Genomic DNA, 18,628 nt, shown 5'->3' on the forward strand with positions numbered 1-18,628 from the left:
TATGTCGCCCTTTTATCAGCACGTAGAAAGTCAGCTCGACTGGTTATCGGTATTTGGCGCAGATCCGGCTGGCGGTATTTCCCGCCTGCTTTATTCCCCCGAATGGCTGGAAACGCAAAATCAGTTAAAACAGCGGATGACGCAGAATGGGTTTGCCACCCGTTTCGACGCCGTCGGCAATTTATATGGCCGCATCGAAGGCAGTGACCGCAAAGACGAGGTCATTCTCTCCGGCTCGCATATCGATACGGTGGTCAGCGGTGGCCATCTCGACGGACAGTTCGGTGTGCTCGCCGCCTTTATCGCCATGCGCTATCTGAAAGACACCTTTGGCACGCCGCGCCGCACGCTGGAAGTGGTGTCGCTGGCCGAAGAAGAAGGCAGCCGTTTTCCCTATGTTTTCTGGGGCAGTAAAAACATTGTCGGACAGGCCGATCCTGCCGATGTGCGCAACATCACCGATGCGCAGGGCGTGAAATTTACCGATGCGATGCAGCAATGCGGTTTCACGCTGCCTGGTTCTCCGTTGCCCGCCCGCCGCGACATCAAAGCCTTTGTCGAACTGCATATCGAGCAGGGCAGCGTGCTCGAACGCAATCAGCAGCAACTTGGCGTGGTGCATGCGATTGTCGGTCAGCGCCGCTATACCGTGACCCTGACCGGCACCGCCAATCACGCGGGCACTACGCCGATGAGTTACCGCAAAGATACCCTTCAGGCATTCAGTCAGATTTGCGTGACGGCCACCGAAAGCGCCGAAGCACACGGCGACCCGCTGGTGCTGACCTTCGGCAAAGTGGTGCCGGTGCCGGGTACCGTTAATGTCGTGCCGGGTAAAACCGTGTTCAGCATTGATTGCCGCCACACCGATCAGCAGGCGCTGCTGGCGTTTACCACAGAACTGGAAGCCACCATGCGGCGGATTTGTCAGGAACGCGGCATCGGCATCGACATTGATTTATGGATGGATGAAGCGCCGGTGCCCATGGACAAACAACTGGTGGCGCAACTCGACGCCCTGTGCCGTGAACAAAACAGCCGTTACCGCGTGATGCACAGCGGCGCCGGGCACGACGCGCAGATTTTCGCCGCCTGCGTACCGACCTGCCTGCTGTTCGTTCCCAGCATTGCGGGTATCAGCCACAACCCGGCAGAAAACACCGCTGTTGCCGATCTGGCCGCGGGCGTGGAAATGCTGGCGAAAATGCTGCATCAACTGGCTTATTAATCTGTCTTAAAGGGAGTTTACAATGGGTTATATCAACCAAAACACAGGCTATATCAATGATTTACTTTCTAACCGTTCCATCATCAAACGCGGGAACTATGCGCTGATTGAACCCGACGGTCTGGTCAAAAATACCCTGCCCGGTTTTGAGCGCTGTGAAATCACCATTCTGGCGACGCCGAAACTGGGCGCGACCTTTGTGGATTATCTGGTCAACATGCTGGAAGGGGGGAAAAACCTGGCGGGCTTCGGCGGCGACGCGCATATCGAAACCTTCGTCTACGTGATCGACGGTAACATCACTGCGAATGCCGAAGGTCAGGATTACCGGCTGGAAAGCGGCGGATATCTTTACTGCCCGCCGGGCGTGAGCATGACGCTGGTGAATGCCAACGGCGGCCAGAACAGCCGCTTATTCCTCTATAAAAAACGCTATACGCCAGTCAGTGGTTTCCAGCCGCATGTGGTGAGCAACAACGTGCATCAGCTGGAAAAAATCCACTACGAAGGCATGTCAGATGTGATTGTGCAGGATTTACTCCCTGCGGTTCTGGGGTTCGATATGAACATTCATATTCTGACGTTTGCGCCAGGTGCCTGCCACGGCTATGTGGAGACGCACGTGCAGGAGCATGGTGCGCTGATCCTCAGCGGTGAAGGCATGTATAACCTGGATAACCACTGGATCCCGGTGAAGAAAAACGACTATATCTTTATGGGTGCGTACTGCCCGCAGGCCTGTTATGCCGTGGGGCGCGATGAGCCGCTGAGCTATATCTATTCGAAAGACTGTAACCGCGACGTCGAACTTTAACGGTTCGTGAATGTAATAAGAAAACCGCCATCGCTGGCGGTTTTTGTGTTTTGAGAAACCGATAACGTCAGGATGAGGCCTTCATGCCCAGCCGGTAAACACGGGCAAGATTTTGCGCAGCGTAGCGCAGGTTTTCCTCCCCCTGCTCCAGCACCGTTTCCAGTGGCGCGAGGCGTGGGAGAATACTGAATACGGCTTCCAGCCCGTGCTGATGCACGACTTCCACTCCTTCGCCCAGAATGCCCGCCAGCCCGATCACCGGCACATGGTAGCGTTGTGCCAGCCGCGCCACACCGACCGGTGCTTTGCCGTTAATGGTCTGCTGATCCAGCCGCCCTTCGCCGGTGATCACCAGCGTAGCACCTTGCATCGCCTCTTCCAGCCCGATGGCATCCATAATAATGTCGATACCGGAACGCATGTTGCCACGCAGGAACAACCGAGCCGCCACACCCATTCCGCCCGCTGCGCCACCGCCTGGCCACTCAAGCACGTTAACCCCGAGATGGCGGAAAATAACCGCCGCCAGATGGGCCAGCGCCGCGTCCAGAACCTGAACATCTTGCACCGATGCGCCTTTTTGCGGGCCGAATACTGCCGCCGCACCGCACGGGCCGGTCAGCGGATTTTCCACATCGCACGCCACTTCAATCCGGCACTGCGCTAAACGCGGATCCAGTGCGCTCAGATCAATAGCCGCCAGTTGCGCCAGCGCGGCGCCGCCCCACGGCAGATCAATGCCCTGCGCATCGGTAAAACGACCGCCGAGCGCCTGTACCATGCCAATGCCGCCATCAACGGTCGCGCTGCCACCAATGCCTAAAATGATGTGGCGGATACCGCCGTCCAGTGCATGACGGATTAACTCACCGGTGCCGAAACTGGTGGCCGTGAGCGGATCACGCTGTCCGGCAGGCACCAGCATCAGACCGCTGGCGGCGGCCATTTCAATCACCGCACAATCACCTTTGCCGTTCACGCCGTAAAAACCACGCACGCGATGTCCCTGCGGGTTTGTCACCTCAATATCAATGCGATGCCCGCCGGTCGCGGCAATCAGCGCATCCACCGTGCCTTCGCCGCCGTCAGCAACCGGCAGACGGACAGCCTCGAGTTCCGGGAACACAGCGCGAAACCCGTCTTCAATCGCCATCGCCGCACATTCCGCACTTAAACTTTCCTTGAATGAATCGGGCGCAATAATAATTTTCATCTTCAATCCTTCGGTAATGGGGACTCAGTGAACCCGGTCCCAGGGCAATAAATTTTCCAGCACAATCGCCAGCATCACGCCAGTCAGCAAACCATTACTCAGCAGCGGACGCAGCCACAGCGGCACCTGCTGCACATATCCGGCAGGCAGCCCCATCAGGAAAATCCCGGCAAACAGCGGGATCGCCAGACGGTAAACATTGCGGCTGCTGAGCCTGATGTGGGGCAGAAATGACAGCGACGAACTGAGCAGAGGCAGATAAGACACCAGCAACACGGCGCTGCTGATGCTCAACGGGATACGGGCGAAAAACGCCGTCAGCGGCGTAAACAGACCAATGGCAACCACCACCAGCGCGCCGAGAATAAACGGTGCTTTGCGGTTGTCATTGGTTTGCGTCAGCAGGCCAATCGATGAGACAAACGGCGAAAAAGGCACGATGCCCAGAACAGCCGATCCCAGGGTAAACAGGCCGGAAACCACAAAACTGCGGCGATATTGCGGGGTCTGCTGCGGGTAAAAAATCTGGGTGCCGCGCAGCGCGCCAAAAGTATTCGAAATATTCAGCAGCCCGGTCATCGTGGCGGTCAGGATAATGCCACCGCGTAATTCCTGCGGCGCGCCCAGCGGAAACCACTGCCAGTCTGTGCCGGTGCCCGGGCTGACGGCCTGCGGGAAAATGATCCGATATGCCGCCCAACCGAGCAACGTACCAGCCAGCAGGCCATATTTATTCCACGGTGACGGCAGCCAGACCACAATACCGACCACCAGCGCCGCCACGGCGAGCGCCAGCAGGAACGCCGGAAAATCAATAGCCACCGGCCCCTGCGGCACGCCAAAAGGGAGCCCCAGCATGCCTTTAATAAACAGCGACAGCAGTTGGGCACCGAGTAAAAACATAAACACCATCATCACCGCCGGACGAAACAACACGGCGATACGATGACCAAGCCCGCTCAGGCCAATCAGCACGGTGATCACACCGGAAAGTGCGATACCCACAGCCAGACTGCCGCCGATCACCGGCAGCGGCGTCCCTTGCGCGGCTTCCGCCAGCGTCACGGTGAGGATCACGCCCCACCACAATCCGGTCGGCCCTTCCATAATGGCACGGCCGTGGCCGAGCGCCGCCTGCGCCACGCACGCCAGCCCGGTGGCGATAAAAGAGTATTGCATCAGGCACAGCGTGGCCGCATCGGAAAGCTGAAACGCAAACTGTAATGTCGGCGGGATAACCACCGTGTTGCAGAAAATGAAGAAGAACCACTGGATACCCGGCAGGATTTGCGCTCTGGGAAATAACATCATGACAATCTGGCTGACCTCAAAAAGAAAAAGCCCGCCGTTTACACAGCGGGCAGATGCAGAGATTACTGCTGGTGTTTCAGTACGAATTTACCAATGCACTTATCCTGGAAACCGTCTTTGATGTCATAGATGGTTTCGCCGCGCAGAATAGTTTTCACGACCTGCGCATTGATGGTGCGGCCAACATACGGACTGACTTTATGGCGATATTCCAGATCTGACGCTTTCAGCACATAGCTGCTGTTCGGTTTGATGAACACGAAATCGGCATCTTTGCCGATGGAGATACGGCCTTTATGCTTCAGCCCGAAGATATCCGCCGCGTTGGAAGACATCAGCTTTGAGAACATCGGCAACGACATACCGCGTTTCTGCACGGCTTCGTCGAACATCACATCGACGCAGTTTTGCAGTCCGGCGATACCGCCCCACGCCTGCATGACGTTGCCGGCTTTCATATCCGGCGGGCACGGTGAATGGTCGGAGACCAGGCAGTCAAAGTCACCTTTCAGCAGGTGTTCCCACATGCCGTCCTGATTTTTCTTGTCGCGGATAGGTGGCGAACATTTTGCCAGCGTGCCGATCTCTTCAAACTGTGCGGTATCCAGTACGAAGTAATGCGGGCACGATTCACAGGTCACGCGCTGGCCTTCGTGACGTGCGCGCAGCACTTCCGCCAGACCTTCCGGGCTGGAGATATGGCAGACGTGCAAACGGCAGTCCGCTACTTTCGCCAGATACAACACGCGGCGAATGGCTTCCACTTCAGTGAAGACCGGGCGTGAGGCAACATAATCATGTGCCGTCACCCGTCCGGCGTCTTTGGCTTCGCGGCCCAGTTCGTCGCAGATCAGCGCGTTTTCCGCATGAACCGCCACTAGCTGATCGCGTTTTGCCAGAATTTGCAGGCCTTTGAAATATTCCCAGTCATTCACGTCACGGAAATCGTTACTGACGCTGCGGTCGCCGCAGGTAGCGACGAAACATTTGTAGGCCACCACGCCTTCTTCATCCAGCTCATGCAAACGGTCAAGGTTGTAAGACACCAGCCCGCCAAACTGCGCGGCATCGATGGTCAGCTTGCCTTCGGCAGCATCGAATTTCATGTGCAGGGACGCGCGATCCACCGTGGCCGGTAACTGGTTAAGCGGCATTTCGATCATGGTGGTGATCCCGCCTTTGGCCGCCGCCCGGGTACCGGTGGCGTAGCCTTCCCAGTGACTGCGGCCCGGTTCTGAGATGTGCGTATGGGCATCCACCATTCCCGGCGCAACGATCAACCCTTCCGCGCTGAGTATTTTTTCTGCGCCAGTCAGGTCATCGCCGATGGCGACAATTTTGCCATTCTTCACCGCGATATCCGTAATCACGGCTTCACTTTCCAGAACAACGGTGCCTTTTTTAATGATCAGATCATATGACATGGTTATATTTCCTTATGAAAGTACAGAGATAAGATTTTATTATTGGATTTATTATTCGTTTATTTCATGCCGGTTTACCGGCTCACACATTTTGCGGCTGAAGTGACGGTTCCCTTTTCATAAAAACGGAATACAAAACGAAAGCCACAATGACACCCACAAACCAGGAAACCCGCGATAAAGGTTCCAGTACAGGAATAAACTTTCCGCCCAGTGAAAGGACGACGGCAATTAATGTCACTGCGAATGCCACGGTATTAAATCCGCGATCGTAATAGTGATAATTCCCCGGTGCGGTATACAGCGTATCCAGATCCAGCTCACTGCGTACCACAATAAAATAGTGCGCCATCATCACGCCAATGACCGGCCCTAACATCCCGCCGATAATATCGAGGAACAGATAAATACTTTCCTGATTCTCCATCAGTTTCCACGGGCAAATCACCACGCTTATCAGGCTGGCAATCAGCACACCTTTTTTATAGGTCAGCTTTTTCGGTGCGATAGCGGCAATCTGGAAACCGGCGGGGATAATGTTACCGGTGGCGTTGGTCGAAATGGTGGTCATCAGGATCACTAACACAGCAAACACCGAGGCGAACAGGCTGTCCCATTTCTGTACGATATCCAGCACGTTCCAGGTATCAACGCCGTAGTGAATGCTTGCCCCAGCCAGAATACAGACGCTGGCAACGGCAAACAGCACGTACGCCACGATAAGACCCAGCGTTTGTCCCCACGCCTGCTGTTTAAAGCTGCTGGCATTCTGGGTAAAGTCCGAAGCACTCACCGCCGGCGCCGCCCACACCGCGACCACGGCATTGATCACCACCAGAAACAGGAACAGCGGATTACCCGATTGCTCAGCATTGGCTGGCACATAGTTAAGGATATTTTCCAGCCCGGCCAGCGAGATAGCCCAGACCGCCATGCCGCCGAAAACAACATAAATGCACGGATTAAGGATGGCGGTGAATTTATTCAGCACCCCGCCGCCGCCAAAACCGATCATCACGTTGATTGCCCAGAAAATCATAAAGGCGATCAGCCCCGGCATGGAAATACCCAGCAGATTGAAATCACCGCCGAGGGTCAGGAACTCCGGCCAGATTTTGCCAATCAGGATCAGGAAGGCCAGTGAACCGGCATAGCATTGCAAACCGAACCACATAATCGCCGCGATACAGCCTCTGAGAATGCCGGGAAATAATGCGCCGCGGATACCGTAAGAACCGCGCAGGATCATCGCAAAAGGTACGCCGTATTTCGAACCTGCCGCCCCGTTTAATACCATCACCGCCGCAATAAACAGCGCGCTGATAATAATCGCCATCATCACGCTAAACGTAGACAACCCGAGAATAAGAAATCCGCCGACCGCAATATAATTCGGCACGTTGTGTACCGAACCCATCCACAGCGTAAAATAATTAAATCCTTTCCAGTTTCTTTTTTCTTTTAATTTTGGCAGAAGATCGTTGCTGTATCCTCTTTCACGATAACGTTCTTGCTGAGTGCATTCTGATTCATTCATCCTTAATTCCTCATAATACGTTAGGGACGTGCTTGTGGATTAAAAAAGGCTGACATTGATGCCAGCCTGATTTAATTAACCGATTTTGTGATTCGACATCATTTCCAGCGACTGAATTAATGACGAATGATCTAACTGCGATCCGCCGTTTGCTGCACAGACATTGAATAACTCCTGACAGGTCGCCGTATTAGGCAGGCTGATTGATAAGGCTTTGGCACTTTGCAGCGCCAGGTTGAGATCTTTCTGGTGCAGCGCGACTTTAAAGCCCGGCGCAAAAGTGCGCTTGATCATGCGCTCACCGTGCACTTCCAGAATGCGCGATGAGGCGAATCCGCCCATCAAAGCCTGACGAACACGGGCAGGATCGGCACCGGCGCGGGAAGCAAACAGCAGCGCTTCCGAGACAGCTTCAATATTCAGCGCCACAATGATCTGGTTCGCCACTTTGCAGGTTTGCCCGGCTCCGCAATCGCCCACCAGCGTGATGTTTTTACCCATCAGCTCAAACAGCGGTTTGATATCGTTGAAGACTGATTCCTTACCGCCCACCATGATGGTCAGCGTGCCCTGCTGCGCGCCAATTTCACCGCCGGAAACCGGCGCATCCAGATATTCCCCCCCCAGTTGCTGCACACGCTGCGCAAACGTTTTGGTTTCAATCGGTGAGATGGAACTCATATCGACAATGGTTTTGCCTTTCAGCGGCACGCTGGCGCAGCCATTGTCACCAAACAGCACCGTTGCCACGTCTGGCGTATCCGGCACCATGATAATAATGACGTCGGCGTGAACGGTGACTTCTGCCGGTGTCGCACAGGCTTTGGCACCGGCATCGGTCAGTGAAGCAGGCACGTTGCCGAGTGTGGAGAAATGCAGACTGTGCCCGGCATCCACCAGATGTTGCGCCATCGGTGCGCCCATAATTCCTAAGCCGATAAATCCAATTTTCATGCTAATTCCCTTTCAATGTGACTGAAATTTGGCGTACAGAAATCCCTCACCGCGAGGGTGAATAATGTCTGTTTCTCGCGTTTTATAACGATTAGCGGTAGGCGTTAAGCCAGCCTAATCCTTCTTCCGTGCGCGCCCGTGGCTTATATTCACAACCGACCCAGCCGTCGTAATCCGAGTTTTTAATCAGGTCGAAAATAAAGTCGTAATTAATTTCACCGGTACCCGGTTCATTACGGTTCGGGTTATCCGCCACCTGCAAATGACCGATTTTGTCCGCATGGCGGATCAGGGTATTCGCCAGTTCCCCTTCCATCCGCTGCATATGGTAAATGTCGTACTGGATAAACAGGTTGTCACAGCCGACGCGTTCAATGAGATCCAGCGCCTGTTGCGTACCGGTCAGATAAAATCCCGGCATATCAAAGTGATTGATCGGCTCAATCAGCAGCATCAGCCCCTCTTTCGCCAGCGCCTGTGCGGCATAGCGCAGATTTTCCACCACCAAAGGCGTCACGCTGACGGCATCTGAACCCGCCGGAGTTTTGCCAATCAGACAGTTAATTTTGCGGTTGCCGAGTGCTTTGGCGTAAGCGATGGCCTGCGCCACGCCTTCGCGAAACTCCGCTTCACGCCCCGGCAGGCAGGCAATACCGCGCTCGCCCGCCGCCCAGTCGCCCGCGGGCAGATTGTGCAGCGTATGTTGCAGCTTATTTTGCGCCAGCAACGCCTTCAGGGTGTCAGCCGGATAGCCGTAAGGGAACATAAACTCCACCGCCGTAAAACCGCTGTCAGCCGCCGCTTTAAAGCGCTGAAGGAAATCTACCTCCAGAAACAGCATGGATAAATTCGCAGAGAACTTGAGCATTTTCAGCCTCCTGGCTTATTCATATTTCATGAAGCTGACGTGCGTCGGTGCGTCATCCGCATTATCGGCAACCGGCTCAAACTCATTCACGCTGTCAATTTCGCCGCCCATGGAAATATTGGTGACGCGTTCCAGCATGATTTCCACCACCACCGGCACCTGATGTTTTTTCATCAGACGTTTAGCTTCTGCAAACGCCGGGGCGATATCTTCCGGCTTGAAGACGCGTATCGCTTTACATCCCAACCCTTCCACCACTTTCACGTGATCGACGCCGTAACCTTTCACGTCTTCAGAGTTGATATTTTCGAACGCCAGTTGGACGCAGTAATCCATATCAAAGGCGCGCTGCGACTGGCGGATCAGGCCAAGATAAGCGTTGTTCACCAGGACGTGGATGTAAGGAATGTTGAACTGCGCACCGACCGCCAGCTCTTCGATCATGAACTGGAAATCGTAATCGCCTGAAATCCCGACCACCTGACGTTCCGGCGCAGCAATGCAGACGCCGAGTGCCGCAGGAATGGTCCAGCCCAGCGGGCCCGCCTGGCCGCAGTTGATCCAGTGGCGCGGCTCAAACACGTGCAGCATCTGCGCCGCCGCAATTTGCGACAGGCCGATCGTGGTTACGTAATTCACATTGCGGCCAAAGGCTTTGCTCATTTCTTCATAGACGCGTTGCGGTTTGACCGGCACATCGTTGAAGTGGGTTTTGCGCAGCATGGTGCGTTTGCGTTCTTCACATTCCTGGATCCAGCTTTCGCGACACGGCAATTTGCCGGCTTTTCTCTGCTCTTCTGCTACTTCGATCAGCAGTTTCAGGGCTTCACCGGCGTCAGACACAATGCCTAAATCAGGACAAAGTACGCGGCCGATTTGTGTCGGTTCGATATCAACGTGGATGATTTTGCGGCCTGCGGTGTATTTCTCTACCGAGCCGGTATGACGGTTGGCAAAACGGTTACCGATGCCAAATACCAGATCCGACGCCAGCAGTGAGGCGTTACCGTAGCGGTGCGCGGTCTGCAATCCGACCATGCCAGCCATCAGGCGGTGATCGCCCGGGATCACGCCCCAGCCCATCAGTGTCGGGATCACCGGCACTTGGGTTATTTCAGCAAAGCGCTGCAACAGCGCGGCGGCATCAGCGTTAATCACACCGCCACCGGCCACAATCAGCGGACGCTCACAGGCGTTGAGCATTTCCATCGCTTTGACGGCCTGAGCGACGGTGGCGGCAGGCTTGTAAGCGGGCAGCGATTCATAAGTTTCCGGATCGAATTCGATTTCGGCGGTCTGCACGTCATACGGCAGATCGACCAGTACCGGACCGGGGCGACCGGAGCGCATCAGATGGAACGCCTGTTGCAGAACACGCGGCACCAGCGCAGGTTCCAGCACGGTCACCGCCATTTTGCTCACCGGCCCGGCAATCGCCTGAATATCCACCGCCTGAAAATCCTCTTTATGCAGACGGGCGCGCGGTGCCTGACCGGTAATACACAGGATCGGAATGGAATCCGCCGAGGCGGAATACAGCGCGGTGATCATGTCGGTACCCGCCGGGCCAGACGTCCCCAGGCAAACGCCGATGTTCCCGGCTTTCGCACGGGTATAACCTTCGGCCATATGCGATGCACCTTCCACATGACGGGCTAACACATGACGGATTTTTCCATGCAGGCGCATGGCGTTATAAAACGGGTTAATCGCTGCGCCCGGTACACCAAACGCGGTGGTGATCCCTTCTTTTTCCAACACATACATTGCTGCCTGTGCAGCTGTCATACGAGCCATAGCTAAATCCTCAGGTAATTCCGCTTTGCATAAAATAACGGAAAAAGTTTCCAACTTTAATTTGACTGAAAAAAATCCCGCTCACGACAGAGCGGGGATCGCAGGACGAACCGGTTAGTGGCGCTGACCCAGGGCCAGACTGATGTCACGCGCGGTATCCCGCACCAGTTCGCCTAAATCGGTAAAACGCTCCGTCGTTAAGCGGGAGCTGGGGCCGGAGATCGAAATCGCCGCCACCGCATTGTTATTGCTGTCAAAAATCGCCGAGGCCAGGCAGTTCAGCCCTGTCACATGCTCTTCGCTGTCCTGTGCAAACCCCTGCTGACGCGCGTGTTGCAGATCCTTTTTCAACGCATTCAGATTATCCAGCGTGTGCGTCGTAAAGTTCTTCAACCCCGCCTGCATCATCAGGCTCATCAGCGCCTCGTCATCCAGCGAATACAGCAACGCTTTCCCGGCCCCGGAGGCATGCAGTGGCAGGCGGCTGCCAAGCGGCGCGCACATCCGCACCATCGACTGGCATTCCCGCTGGCCGATCAGTACCGCTTCGAAACCGTTGCGGATCGCCAGATTGGCCGTTTCGCCCGACAACAGCATCAGGCGCTGCATATAAGGCGCGGCGACTGACAATACATCCCGGTTATGGATATAAGACGATCCGACCGTAAACGCCTGTAAGCCGATGTGCCACCAGCTCAGTTGCGCATCCTGATAAACAAAATCGGCCTCTTCCAGCACTTTCAGCAGTCGAAAGGTGGTGGAAAGGGGCAGCGACAAATTCTCTGCAATGTTGCTGACAGAAGAACTGCCGCCGGACTGCGCCAGATAATTCAACACCGCAATGCCGCGTTCTAAGGCCTGAGCGCCCTTTTGCGAACCAGAACCAGGCTGGCTAGGACGCCCCCGTTTTTTTACTTCGGCCATCTCACATTTCTCCAGCATCAGGCGCTGAGCGCCCGCGTTTCGCTTGTTTTCAGATGCTTGTATCTTATGCAAGATGCTTTATAGCGTCACGACTTTAATCCCGCCGCAACGGGTAAAATAAGCTGATAGCCCTGAGGTAACTGACTGATATCACAGTTGTCTGCGCCGCCACGATCGACGGTGAGAAAATTCGTCACCGTCTCAAACGCAAACAGCGGATGGTGCCAGACATTCCGGTGATAATTCACGCCCTGCAGGCCGTTGGTGATAAAGGCTTTCAGCGTGGAGATGTCCGGCGTCTCGCCCCCTGCCGCAACAATCACGATAAAGCGCTCGCCCTGCATCGGCACAAACGCCTGTGAACCGAGCGGGTGTTTTTCGAGTTGCGTCACCACAATGGGCAACGGTGCTGGCTGGGCGCGGTTGATGCTGACCAGCGGGCGATCCTGCCCGAGGATTTCCACGTTGGTCAGATCGTGGTACCGCTCAACCTTGCCGTCGTTGATATGAAAAAAATCGCGACCTGTCGTCTCAATCACATCGCCGTAAGCCGCGAAGGCCGCCTGGGTCAGCGGGTAAACCGGAAGTTCCATGGCATTCATCCCTGCATTTAAAATAAAACCGGTGAGATAAGCCCGCCAGATTGGCGGATTTATCCTCAATGCAATTACTGTAGAAACTTTTTCCAACTTGCTCAATCGAAATATGGAAAAAGATTCCATAAAATTGATGAAGTCCACAATTCTCATCCGGTTAAATCTATAAAATCTTTTTCATTCAATGCATTAACATTACTTCGGGTGACCTATGCTGGATGAGGAGTCGATTAAAACCTTTATGCACGTCGCACAAACAGGCAGCTTTTCCCGCGCGGCAGAGATGCTGCATAAAACGCCCGCGACCATCAGCTATCGAATTAAGATGCTGGAAGACAGTGCCGGGACGTTATTGCTCAACCGCACGACCCGTACGGTGTCGCTGACGCCCGCCGGACAGCATCTGCTTGAACGATGTCGCCAGTGGCTAACCTGGCTGGAGGGTGTACCGGCAGAACTGCAGCAGATTAACGACGGCATTGAGCGCCAGCTGAATGTGGTGGTGAACAATCTGATGTACTGCCCTGAAACTCTGGCGGCGTTATTAAGCTGTCTGACGCAGCGCTACCCGTTCACGCAGTTCACTTTCACACGACAGATTTACATGGGGGTATGGGATACGCTGCTGTACGAAGATTTTCAGCTGGCGATTGGCGTCACCGGCACCGAATCTCTTTCTAACGCCGTGAATCTGCTGCCGCTGGGTGAAGTGGACTGGATTTTTGTTCATGCGCCCTTTCATCCGCTGCAGCACATCACTGGCATGCTGGAAGAAGCGGTGTTGCGTCAGTACATTGCCATCAATGTGGAAGACACCTCGCGCCATCTGAACAAGCGGGTAGCCTGGTTGCTGACCGGGCAACGGCAGATCATCGTGGCAGATGTGGCGACTAAACTGGCCTGTCACCTGAAGGGAATGGGTATCGGTTTTCTGCCGCGCCATCTGTGCCAGCCATATCTCGACAGCGGCGAGCTGATCGCCCGACAAATCCGCTATCCGCGCGCCCCTTCCCCGCTCAGTCTGGCGTGGAAAAAGGAGTACACAGGCAAGGCGCTGCATGACATTGTTTCCCTGTTCCACCAGAAAGACCCGCTGATCCAACCGTTGCTGGCGGGTTTAGAATAGTGATGCCCTCTTTGGCTTCGCGAATAAATATGGTAACAATAGGCTTAATTATGCGCAGCCTTGACGCCAGATCTTCGACCACAGAAAAGACCGCGTCTCGCCTGCCTGCATCACCTTTATGGAGAACAGCGCATTATGTCAGCCAAACATCCTGTTATTGCCGTGACCGGTTCGAGCGGTGCAGGCACCACGACCACCAGCGTGGCATTTCGTAAAATATTTCAGCAGCTTGGTTTGCGTGCGGCGGAACTGGAAGGCGACAGTTTTCATCATTTCACCCGTCCTGAAATGGATGCGGCAATACGCAAGGCGCGCGATCTGGGACGTCATATCAGCTACTTCGGGCCGGAAGCCAATGACTTTGGTTTGCTGGAAAAAAGCTTTATCGAATACGGTAAAACCGGCACTGGCCGTTCACGTAAGTATCTGCATACTTATGACGAAGCCGTTCCCTACAATCAGGTGCCGGGTACCTTTACGCCGTGGCAGGCGTTGCCGGAACCGACGGATATTTTGTTTTACGAAGGGTTACACGGTGGTGTGGTGGCGGACAAAATTGACGTTGCCGCGCAGGTCGACCTGCTGGTCGGCGTAGTGCCTATCGTCAACCTCGAATGGATCCAGAAACTGGTGCGCGATACCGGCGAGCGCGGGCATTCCCGTGAAGCGGTGATGGATTCCGTCGTGCGTTCGATGGATGACTATATCAATTACATTACCCCGCAGTTTTCCCGCACGCACATCAATTTCCAGCGGGTACCCACCATCGATACCTCGAACCCGTTTGCCGCCAAAGCCATTCCGTCACTGGATGAAAGCTTTGTGGTGATTCATTTTCAGGGACTGGATGACATCGATTTCCCGTATCTGCTGGCCATGCTGCAAGGGTCGTTTATCTCGCACATCAAAACACTGGTGGTGCCGGGCGGCAAAATGGGGCTGGCGATGGAGCTGATCATGGCGCCGCTGGTGCAGCGCCTGATGGAAGGCAAGAAGATCGAGTAAACTTTATTCGGCTGCAATCACTTCAAAGCTGTGGGTGATTGTGGCCGCTTTCCCCAGCATCAGAGACACAGAACAGTATTTTTCGGCAGACAGGCTGACTGCGCGTTCAACAATCTTATCGGTCAGATCCTTACCGGTGACGATAAAATGCAGATTGATGTGAGTGAACAGACGCGGCGCTTCTTCGCGGCGTTGTGAGGTCAGCTTCACTTCACAATCACGCACGTCATTACGACCTTTTTGCAAAATTGACACCACGTCGATTGCACTACACCCCCCTGCGGACATCAGTAACATTTCCATCGGGCTTGGGGCTTTATCACCCGCGTTTCCATCCATTGAAATCTGATGACCCGATGCAGACTCACCTAAAAATGTCAGTCCTTCAACCCATTTGACACGTGCATGCATGAACTATTCTCCCGGTGAATAAACTTGTCGAAATCTGCTCTCAGAGTACCCTTTCACCTAAAATCTGGCAACGTAACCCGATCGCCATCATGCTGAAGCGAGACAACAGAAGACAGCATCTCAAACCTGTGCTACAAACAAAGCCGAAACATACTTTCCAGTAAATTGCGGTGACGGTTTTTGCGGTTTAAGTACAGAACCCACGGTGATGACAGCAATAAACAGGCTGTTGCACTCCGACATCCGCTTGCAGCATTTCTGGAGAGTTATATGCTGAAAGGGCGCTTTGGATTTGAAGTGCCGTACAGGGAACTCTGAGCCCTGTGATTTTGGGCAGCGATAACAACAGAGGATAATAGCAAATGGTTCTCGGCAAGCCACAAACAGACCCGACTCTTGAATGGTTCCTGTCTCACTGTCATATACATAAGTATCCTTCTAAAAGTACGCTGATTCACCAGGGTGAAAAAGCCGAAACGCTTTACTACATCGTGAAAGGGTCAGTTGCTGTCCTGATTAAAGATGAAGAAGGCAAGGAAATGATACTGTCCTACCTTAACCAAGGTGACTTCATCGGTGAGCTGGGACTCTTCGAAGAAGGTCAGGAACGCAGTGCCTGGGTACGTGCTAAAACTGCCTGTGAAGTGGCTGAAATTTCATATAAAAAATTCCGCCAGCTGATTCAGGTTAACCCGGATATTCTGATGCGTCTCTCCGCGCAGATGGCCAACCGTCTGCAAGTGACGTCAGAGAAAGTCGGCAACCTTGCCTTCCTTGACGTTACCGGTCGTATCGCTCAAACCTTGCTCAATCTGGCTAAACAGCCTGATGCAATGACCCATCCGGACGGGATGCAAATCAAGATTACCCGCCAGGAAATTGGCCAAATCGTCGGTTGTTCACGTGAAACAGTCGGACGCATTCTCAAAATGCTGGAAGATCAAAGCCTGATCTCCGCACACGGTAAAACGATTGTCGTTTACGGCACACGTTAATCCCTCAAAAATTGGCGCGGCAAAACACTGTCGCGCCTTTTTTATGGGCTAAGCTTTACCCATGACGCTATGGCGAAGACTGTTTTACCATCCTGAAGTGAACTACGCGCTGCGCCAGACGCTGGTGTTGTGCTTACCTGTTGGCATTTGCTGGCTGTTTGGCAATTTGCAAATGGGCCTGCTGTTTTCCCTCTGCCCGGCCTGTTGTAACATCGCCGGTCTGGATACCCCGCATAAACGCTTTTTCAAACGCCTGCTCGTCGGCGGTTCACTCTTTGCCGTGAGCAGCCTTCTGCTGCAACTGATGCTCGAAAGCTGGCATATACCGCTGCCGCTGATCATGCTGTCGCTGGCGTTACTGCTCGGCGTCACCGGTGAAATCAGCCCGCTGCATGCGCGCCTGCTGCCCGGTGCGCTGGTGGCGACTATCTTCACGCTGAGTATGGTGGGCGTGCGCCCGATGTGGCAGGCCCCGGTGTTGTTCGCCGCTGGCACAGCCTGGTACGGATTGTTTAACTGGGCGTGGTTTCGTATTTCGGAAGAACAGCCGATGCGCGAAACACTCAGCCAGCTCTATCTGCAACTCGCGGATTATTTCGAAGCCAAGTACAGCCTGCTGACGCAACACACCGATCCCGAAACCGCGTTACCCCCACTGCTAGCCCGCCAGCAGCAGGTTATCGACCTGATTGCCCTGCTTTATCAGCAATTACACATGTTGCCCCAGCACGGACATCATCATCACCATAAGCGGCTATTTCAGCGTTTTCAGGTGGCGCTCGATTTGCAGGAGCACATTACAGTGAGCCTGCATCAGCCGGAAGAAGTGCAGAAACTGGTGGAGGAAAGCCATGCCGAAGCGGTTATCCGCCGAAATGCACAGGTGATTTCCACCCGTCTTCGGGTGATTGCCGACGATATTCTTTATCACCGTTTATCCGGGCGCTTTACGATGGCCAATGAGCTGACCGCGCTGGAGAAAATCGCCGCGCGCAATCCGGACAATCCGGTAGGTCAGTTTTGTTATTACCATTTCAGCCGCATTGCGCGCCTGCTGCGTACCCAGCGCCCGCTGTACCGGCGCGACCTGATGAACACCCAGCCGCGTTTGCCCTTCTGGCCCGCGCTGAAAAGCTATCTTTCCTTCAAATCCGTGGCACTGCGTAATGCCGCACGTTTGGGCATTATTCTGGCGATTGGCAGCAGTCTGGGTCTGTTCTTCAATTTGCCCAAACCCTACTGGATCTTGCTGACTATCATGTTGGTCAGCCAGAACGGTTATAACGCCACGCGGGTGAGGATCCAGCACCGTGCACTCGGTACGCTGGCCGGATTGCTGATTGCCTCAGGCTTGCTCAAACTGGAACTGCCGGAAGGCACCACGCTGCTGTGCATGCTGCTGATCACCCTGTTGTCCTATACCGTTCTGCGCAAAAACTACGGACTGGCGATGGTCGGCATGACGGTGACTGCAGTGTATACCCTGCAATTGCTGGCGATGAACGGCGTGCATTTTCTGGTACCACGACTGGTCGATACCCTGATCGGCTGCGCGCTGGCCTTTGGTGGCACTATCTGGTTGTGGCCGCAATGGCAAAGCGGTTTGCTGCGCCAGAATGCACACCAGGCGCTGGAAATCTATCAGGACGCTATCCGCCTGCTGCTCGAGGAAAGCCCCGACACCGCCAAACTGGCGTACACCCGTATGCAGGTCAATCAGGCGCACAATAAGCTGTTCACTTCGCTAAATCAGGCGATGCAGGAGCCGGGTTTTAACTCACATTATCTGGCGGATATGCGTTTGTGGGTGACGCACAGTCAGTTTGTGGTTGAGCATATCAACGCGATGACGATCCTCGCCCGCGAGCATTACATGCTGCCGGAAAAACTGGCGACGGAGTATTTACAGACCTGCGAAATCGCGCTGCAAAGCTGTCAGCAACGACTGCTCTACGACGGGCCGGGCAGCGAGAACAACCTGTTTAATGCGCCGGAACTTCACCCGGATATGCCACTGACCGAAATGGAACGCCATCTGCGGCGCGTAATTTCACATCTCAGCGTGATGCATACCATCTCGTCACTGGCGTGGAAGCAGAGGCCGCATCATGGGATCTGGCTGACGCGGCGGGCGTGAAGGGGGAGACCCCTTTCAAATCCCCTTTTTACTGGCTTGCAGCCAGACTGCTTTTTAAAGCTAATCGGAGAATATTTCGGTTTCTCAAGTACGGATGCCGTGTACTGGCGTTCTTTTAAACGGATTGAGAAAGTTTCGGTTTTTCAATTGCCGTGTTCGCTTAACTCACCGAGCCGAAACCGACCAAAGAGGGCTAAGACGAGCCCTCTTTGGAATCTCCACGTCTTAAACTGCGCGCTTCGCTCGTAGGCTATGTTCCAGCAACCACAGCGACAGGCTGGAAATCTT

The 18,628-nt window shown here is 54.4% G+C and carries 16 protein-coding genes; 6 read left to right on the top strand and 10 right to left on the bottom strand.

Features of this window, described 5'->3' with window-relative positions:
* Window position 1: 1 nt before the first annotated feature.
* Window positions 2-1,228 carry an allantoate deiminase gene (gene allC / locus UC14_RS13550; protein ID WP_112197874.1) on the top strand — a complete coding sequence of 409 codons (1,227 nt, stop codon included), beginning with the start codon at window positions 2-4 and terminating at the stop codon, window positions 1,226-1,228.
* A 22-nt stretch (window positions 1,229-1,250) separates the two neighbouring features.
* Entirely contained in the window at window positions 1,251-2,042 is a 792-nt protein-coding gene (gene allE, locus UC14_RS13555) for a (S)-ureidoglycine aminohydrolase (RefSeq protein WP_013573647.1), read from the top strand.
* A 67-nt stretch (window positions 2,043-2,109) separates the two neighbouring features.
* On the opposite strand, the gene UC14_RS13560 is transcribed toward allE, so the two are convergent.
* The 9 genes from UC14_RS13560 to UC14_RS13600 form a co-directional block, all read right to left on the bottom strand.
* Window positions 2,110-3,255, bottom strand: a complete 1,146-nt coding sequence (locus UC14_RS13560; protein WP_112197875.1) for a glycerate kinase — start codon at window positions 3,253-3,255, stop codon at window positions 2,110-2,112.
* Window positions 3,256-3,279: 24 nt separating this feature from the next.
* Complete coding sequence (locus UC14_RS13565; protein ID WP_112197876.1) at window positions 3,280-4,566, bottom strand: uracil/xanthine transporter; 1,287 nt, start codon at window positions 4,564-4,566, stop codon at window positions 3,280-3,282.
* A gap of 62 nt (window positions 4,567-4,628) precedes the next feature.
* Window positions 4,629-5,990, bottom strand: a complete 1,362-nt coding sequence (gene allB / locus UC14_RS13570) for an allantoinase AllB (protein WP_014411522.1) — start codon at window positions 5,988-5,990, stop codon at window positions 4,629-4,631.
* 82 nt (window positions 5,991-6,072) lie between these two features.
* A complete protein-coding gene (locus UC14_RS13575; RefSeq protein ID WP_014411521.1) occupies window positions 6,073-7,527 on the bottom strand; it encodes a putative allantoin permease in 1,455 nt (484 codons plus the stop codon).
* A 75-nt stretch (window positions 7,528-7,602) separates the two neighbouring features.
* Window positions 7,603-8,481, bottom strand: coding sequence for a 2-hydroxy-3-oxopropionate reductase (gene glxR, locus UC14_RS13580; protein ID WP_013573642.1), 879 nt, complete (start codon window positions 8,479-8,481; stop codon window positions 7,603-7,605).
* Between the two features lie 91 nt (window positions 8,482-8,572).
* On the bottom strand, window positions 8,573-9,349 hold the full coding sequence (gene hyi, locus UC14_RS13585) for a hydroxypyruvate isomerase (RefSeq protein WP_112197877.1): 777 nt from the start codon (window positions 9,347-9,349) through the stop codon (window positions 8,573-8,575).
* 15 nt (window positions 9,350-9,364) lie between these two features.
* Complete coding sequence (gene gcl, locus UC14_RS13590) at window positions 9,365-11,146, bottom strand: glyoxylate carboligase (RefSeq protein WP_112197878.1); 1,782 nt, start codon at window positions 11,144-11,146, stop codon at window positions 9,365-9,367.
* 114 nt (window positions 11,147-11,260) lie between these two features.
* On the bottom strand, window positions 11,261-12,070 hold the full coding sequence (gene allR, locus UC14_RS13595) for an HTH-type transcriptional repressor AllR (RefSeq protein ID WP_013573639.1): 810 nt from the start codon (window positions 12,068-12,070) through the stop codon (window positions 11,261-11,263).
* Window positions 12,071-12,156: 86 nt separating this feature from the next.
* Entirely contained in the window at window positions 12,157-12,663 is a 507-nt protein-coding gene (locus tag UC14_RS13600) for an ureidoglycolate lyase (protein WP_037033635.1), read from the bottom strand.
* 214 nt (window positions 12,664-12,877) lie between these two features.
* Between UC14_RS13600 and allS the strand changes: the two genes are divergently transcribed.
* Entirely contained in the window at window positions 12,878-13,792 is a 915-nt protein-coding gene (allS, locus tag UC14_RS13605) for an HTH-type transcriptional activator AllS (protein WP_112151925.1), read from the top strand.
* A gap of 135 nt (window positions 13,793-13,927) precedes the next feature.
* Complete coding sequence (locus tag UC14_RS13610; RefSeq protein ID WP_013573636.1) at window positions 13,928-14,797, top strand: phosphoribulokinase; 870 nt, start codon at window positions 13,928-13,930, stop codon at window positions 14,795-14,797.
* A gap of 3 nt (window positions 14,798-14,800) precedes the next feature.
* On the opposite strand, the gene UC14_RS13615 is transcribed toward UC14_RS13610, so the two are convergent.
* Window positions 14,801-15,208, bottom strand: a complete 408-nt coding sequence (locus UC14_RS13615) for an OsmC family protein (RefSeq protein WP_013573635.1) — start codon at window positions 15,206-15,208, stop codon at window positions 14,801-14,803.
* A 362-nt stretch (window positions 15,209-15,570) separates the two neighbouring features.
* Between UC14_RS13615 and crp the strand changes: the two genes are divergently transcribed.
* Together crp and UC14_RS13625 are read left to right on the top strand one after the other, a co-directional pair.
* Window positions 15,571-16,203 (top strand): cAMP-activated global transcriptional regulator CRP, encoded by a 633-nt coding sequence (gene crp / locus UC14_RS13620; protein WP_013573634.1) that lies wholly within the window; start codon window positions 15,571-15,573, stop codon window positions 16,201-16,203.
* Between the two features lie 61 nt (window positions 16,204-16,264).
* Window positions 16,265-18,340 carry a YccS/YhfK family putative transporter gene (locus UC14_RS13625; protein ID WP_112197879.1) on the top strand — a complete coding sequence of 692 codons (2,076 nt, stop codon included), beginning with the start codon at window positions 16,265-16,267 and terminating at the stop codon, window positions 18,338-18,340.
* The last annotated feature ends 288 nt before the right edge of the window (window positions 18,341-18,628 follow it).

Source organism: Rahnella sp. NRRL B-41462 (assembly GCF_003263525.1).
In the GTDB taxonomy this organism is placed as follows: Bacteria; Pseudomonadota; Gammaproteobacteria; order Enterobacterales; family Enterobacteriaceae; genus Rahnella; species Rahnella aceris.

Excerpts from the sequence above, each read along its gene's own strand:
- allC (WP_112197874.1), top strand. The coding sequence starts at position 2 with ATGTCGCCCTTTTATCAGCACGTAGAAAGTCAGCTCGACTGGTTATCG.
- allE (WP_013573647.1), top strand. The coding sequence starts at position 1,251 with ATGGGTTATATCAACCAAAACACAGGCTATATCAATGATTTACTTTCT.
- UC14_RS13560 (WP_112197875.1), bottom strand. The coding sequence starts at position 3,255 with ATGAAAATTATTATTGCGCCCGATTCATTCAAGGAAAGTTTAAGTGCG.
- UC14_RS13565 (WP_112197876.1), bottom strand. The coding sequence starts at position 4,566 with ATGATGTTATTTCCCAGAGCGCAAATCCTGCCGGGTATCCAGTGGTTC.
- allB (WP_014411522.1), bottom strand. The coding sequence starts at position 5,990 with ATGTCATATGATCTGATCATTAAAAAAGGCACCGTTGTTCTGGAAAGT.
- UC14_RS13575 (WP_014411521.1), bottom strand. The coding sequence starts at position 7,527 with ATGAATGAATCAGAATGCACTCAGCAAGAACGTTATCGTGAAAGAGGA.
- glxR (WP_013573642.1), bottom strand. The coding sequence starts at position 8,481 with ATGAAAATTGGATTTATCGGCTTAGGAATTATGGGCGCACCGATGGCG.
- hyi (WP_112197877.1), bottom strand. The coding sequence starts at position 9,349 with ATGCTCAAGTTCTCTGCGAATTTATCCATGCTGTTTCTGGAGGTAGAT.
- gcl (WP_112197878.1), bottom strand. The coding sequence starts at position 11,146 with ATGGCTCGTATGACAGCTGCACAGGCAGCAATGTATGTGTTGGAAAAA.
- allR (WP_013573639.1), bottom strand. The coding sequence starts at position 12,070 with ATGGCCGAAGTAAAAAAACGGGGGCGTCCTAGCCAGCCTGGTTCTGGT.
- UC14_RS13600 (WP_037033635.1), bottom strand. The coding sequence starts at position 12,663 with ATGGAACTTCCGGTTTACCCGCTGACCCAGGCGGCCTTCGCGGCTTAC.
- allS (WP_112151925.1), top strand. The coding sequence starts at position 12,878 with ATGCTGGATGAGGAGTCGATTAAAACCTTTATGCACGTCGCACAAACA.
- UC14_RS13610 (WP_013573636.1), top strand. The coding sequence starts at position 13,928 with ATGTCAGCCAAACATCCTGTTATTGCCGTGACCGGTTCGAGCGGTGCA.
- UC14_RS13615 (WP_013573635.1), bottom strand. The coding sequence starts at position 15,208 with ATGCATGCACGTGTCAAATGGGTTGAAGGACTGACATTTTTAGGTGAG.
- crp (WP_013573634.1), top strand. The coding sequence starts at position 15,571 with ATGGTTCTCGGCAAGCCACAAACAGACCCGACTCTTGAATGGTTCCTG.
- UC14_RS13625 (WP_112197879.1), top strand. The coding sequence starts at position 16,265 with ATGACGCTATGGCGAAGACTGTTTTACCATCCTGAAGTGAACTACGCG.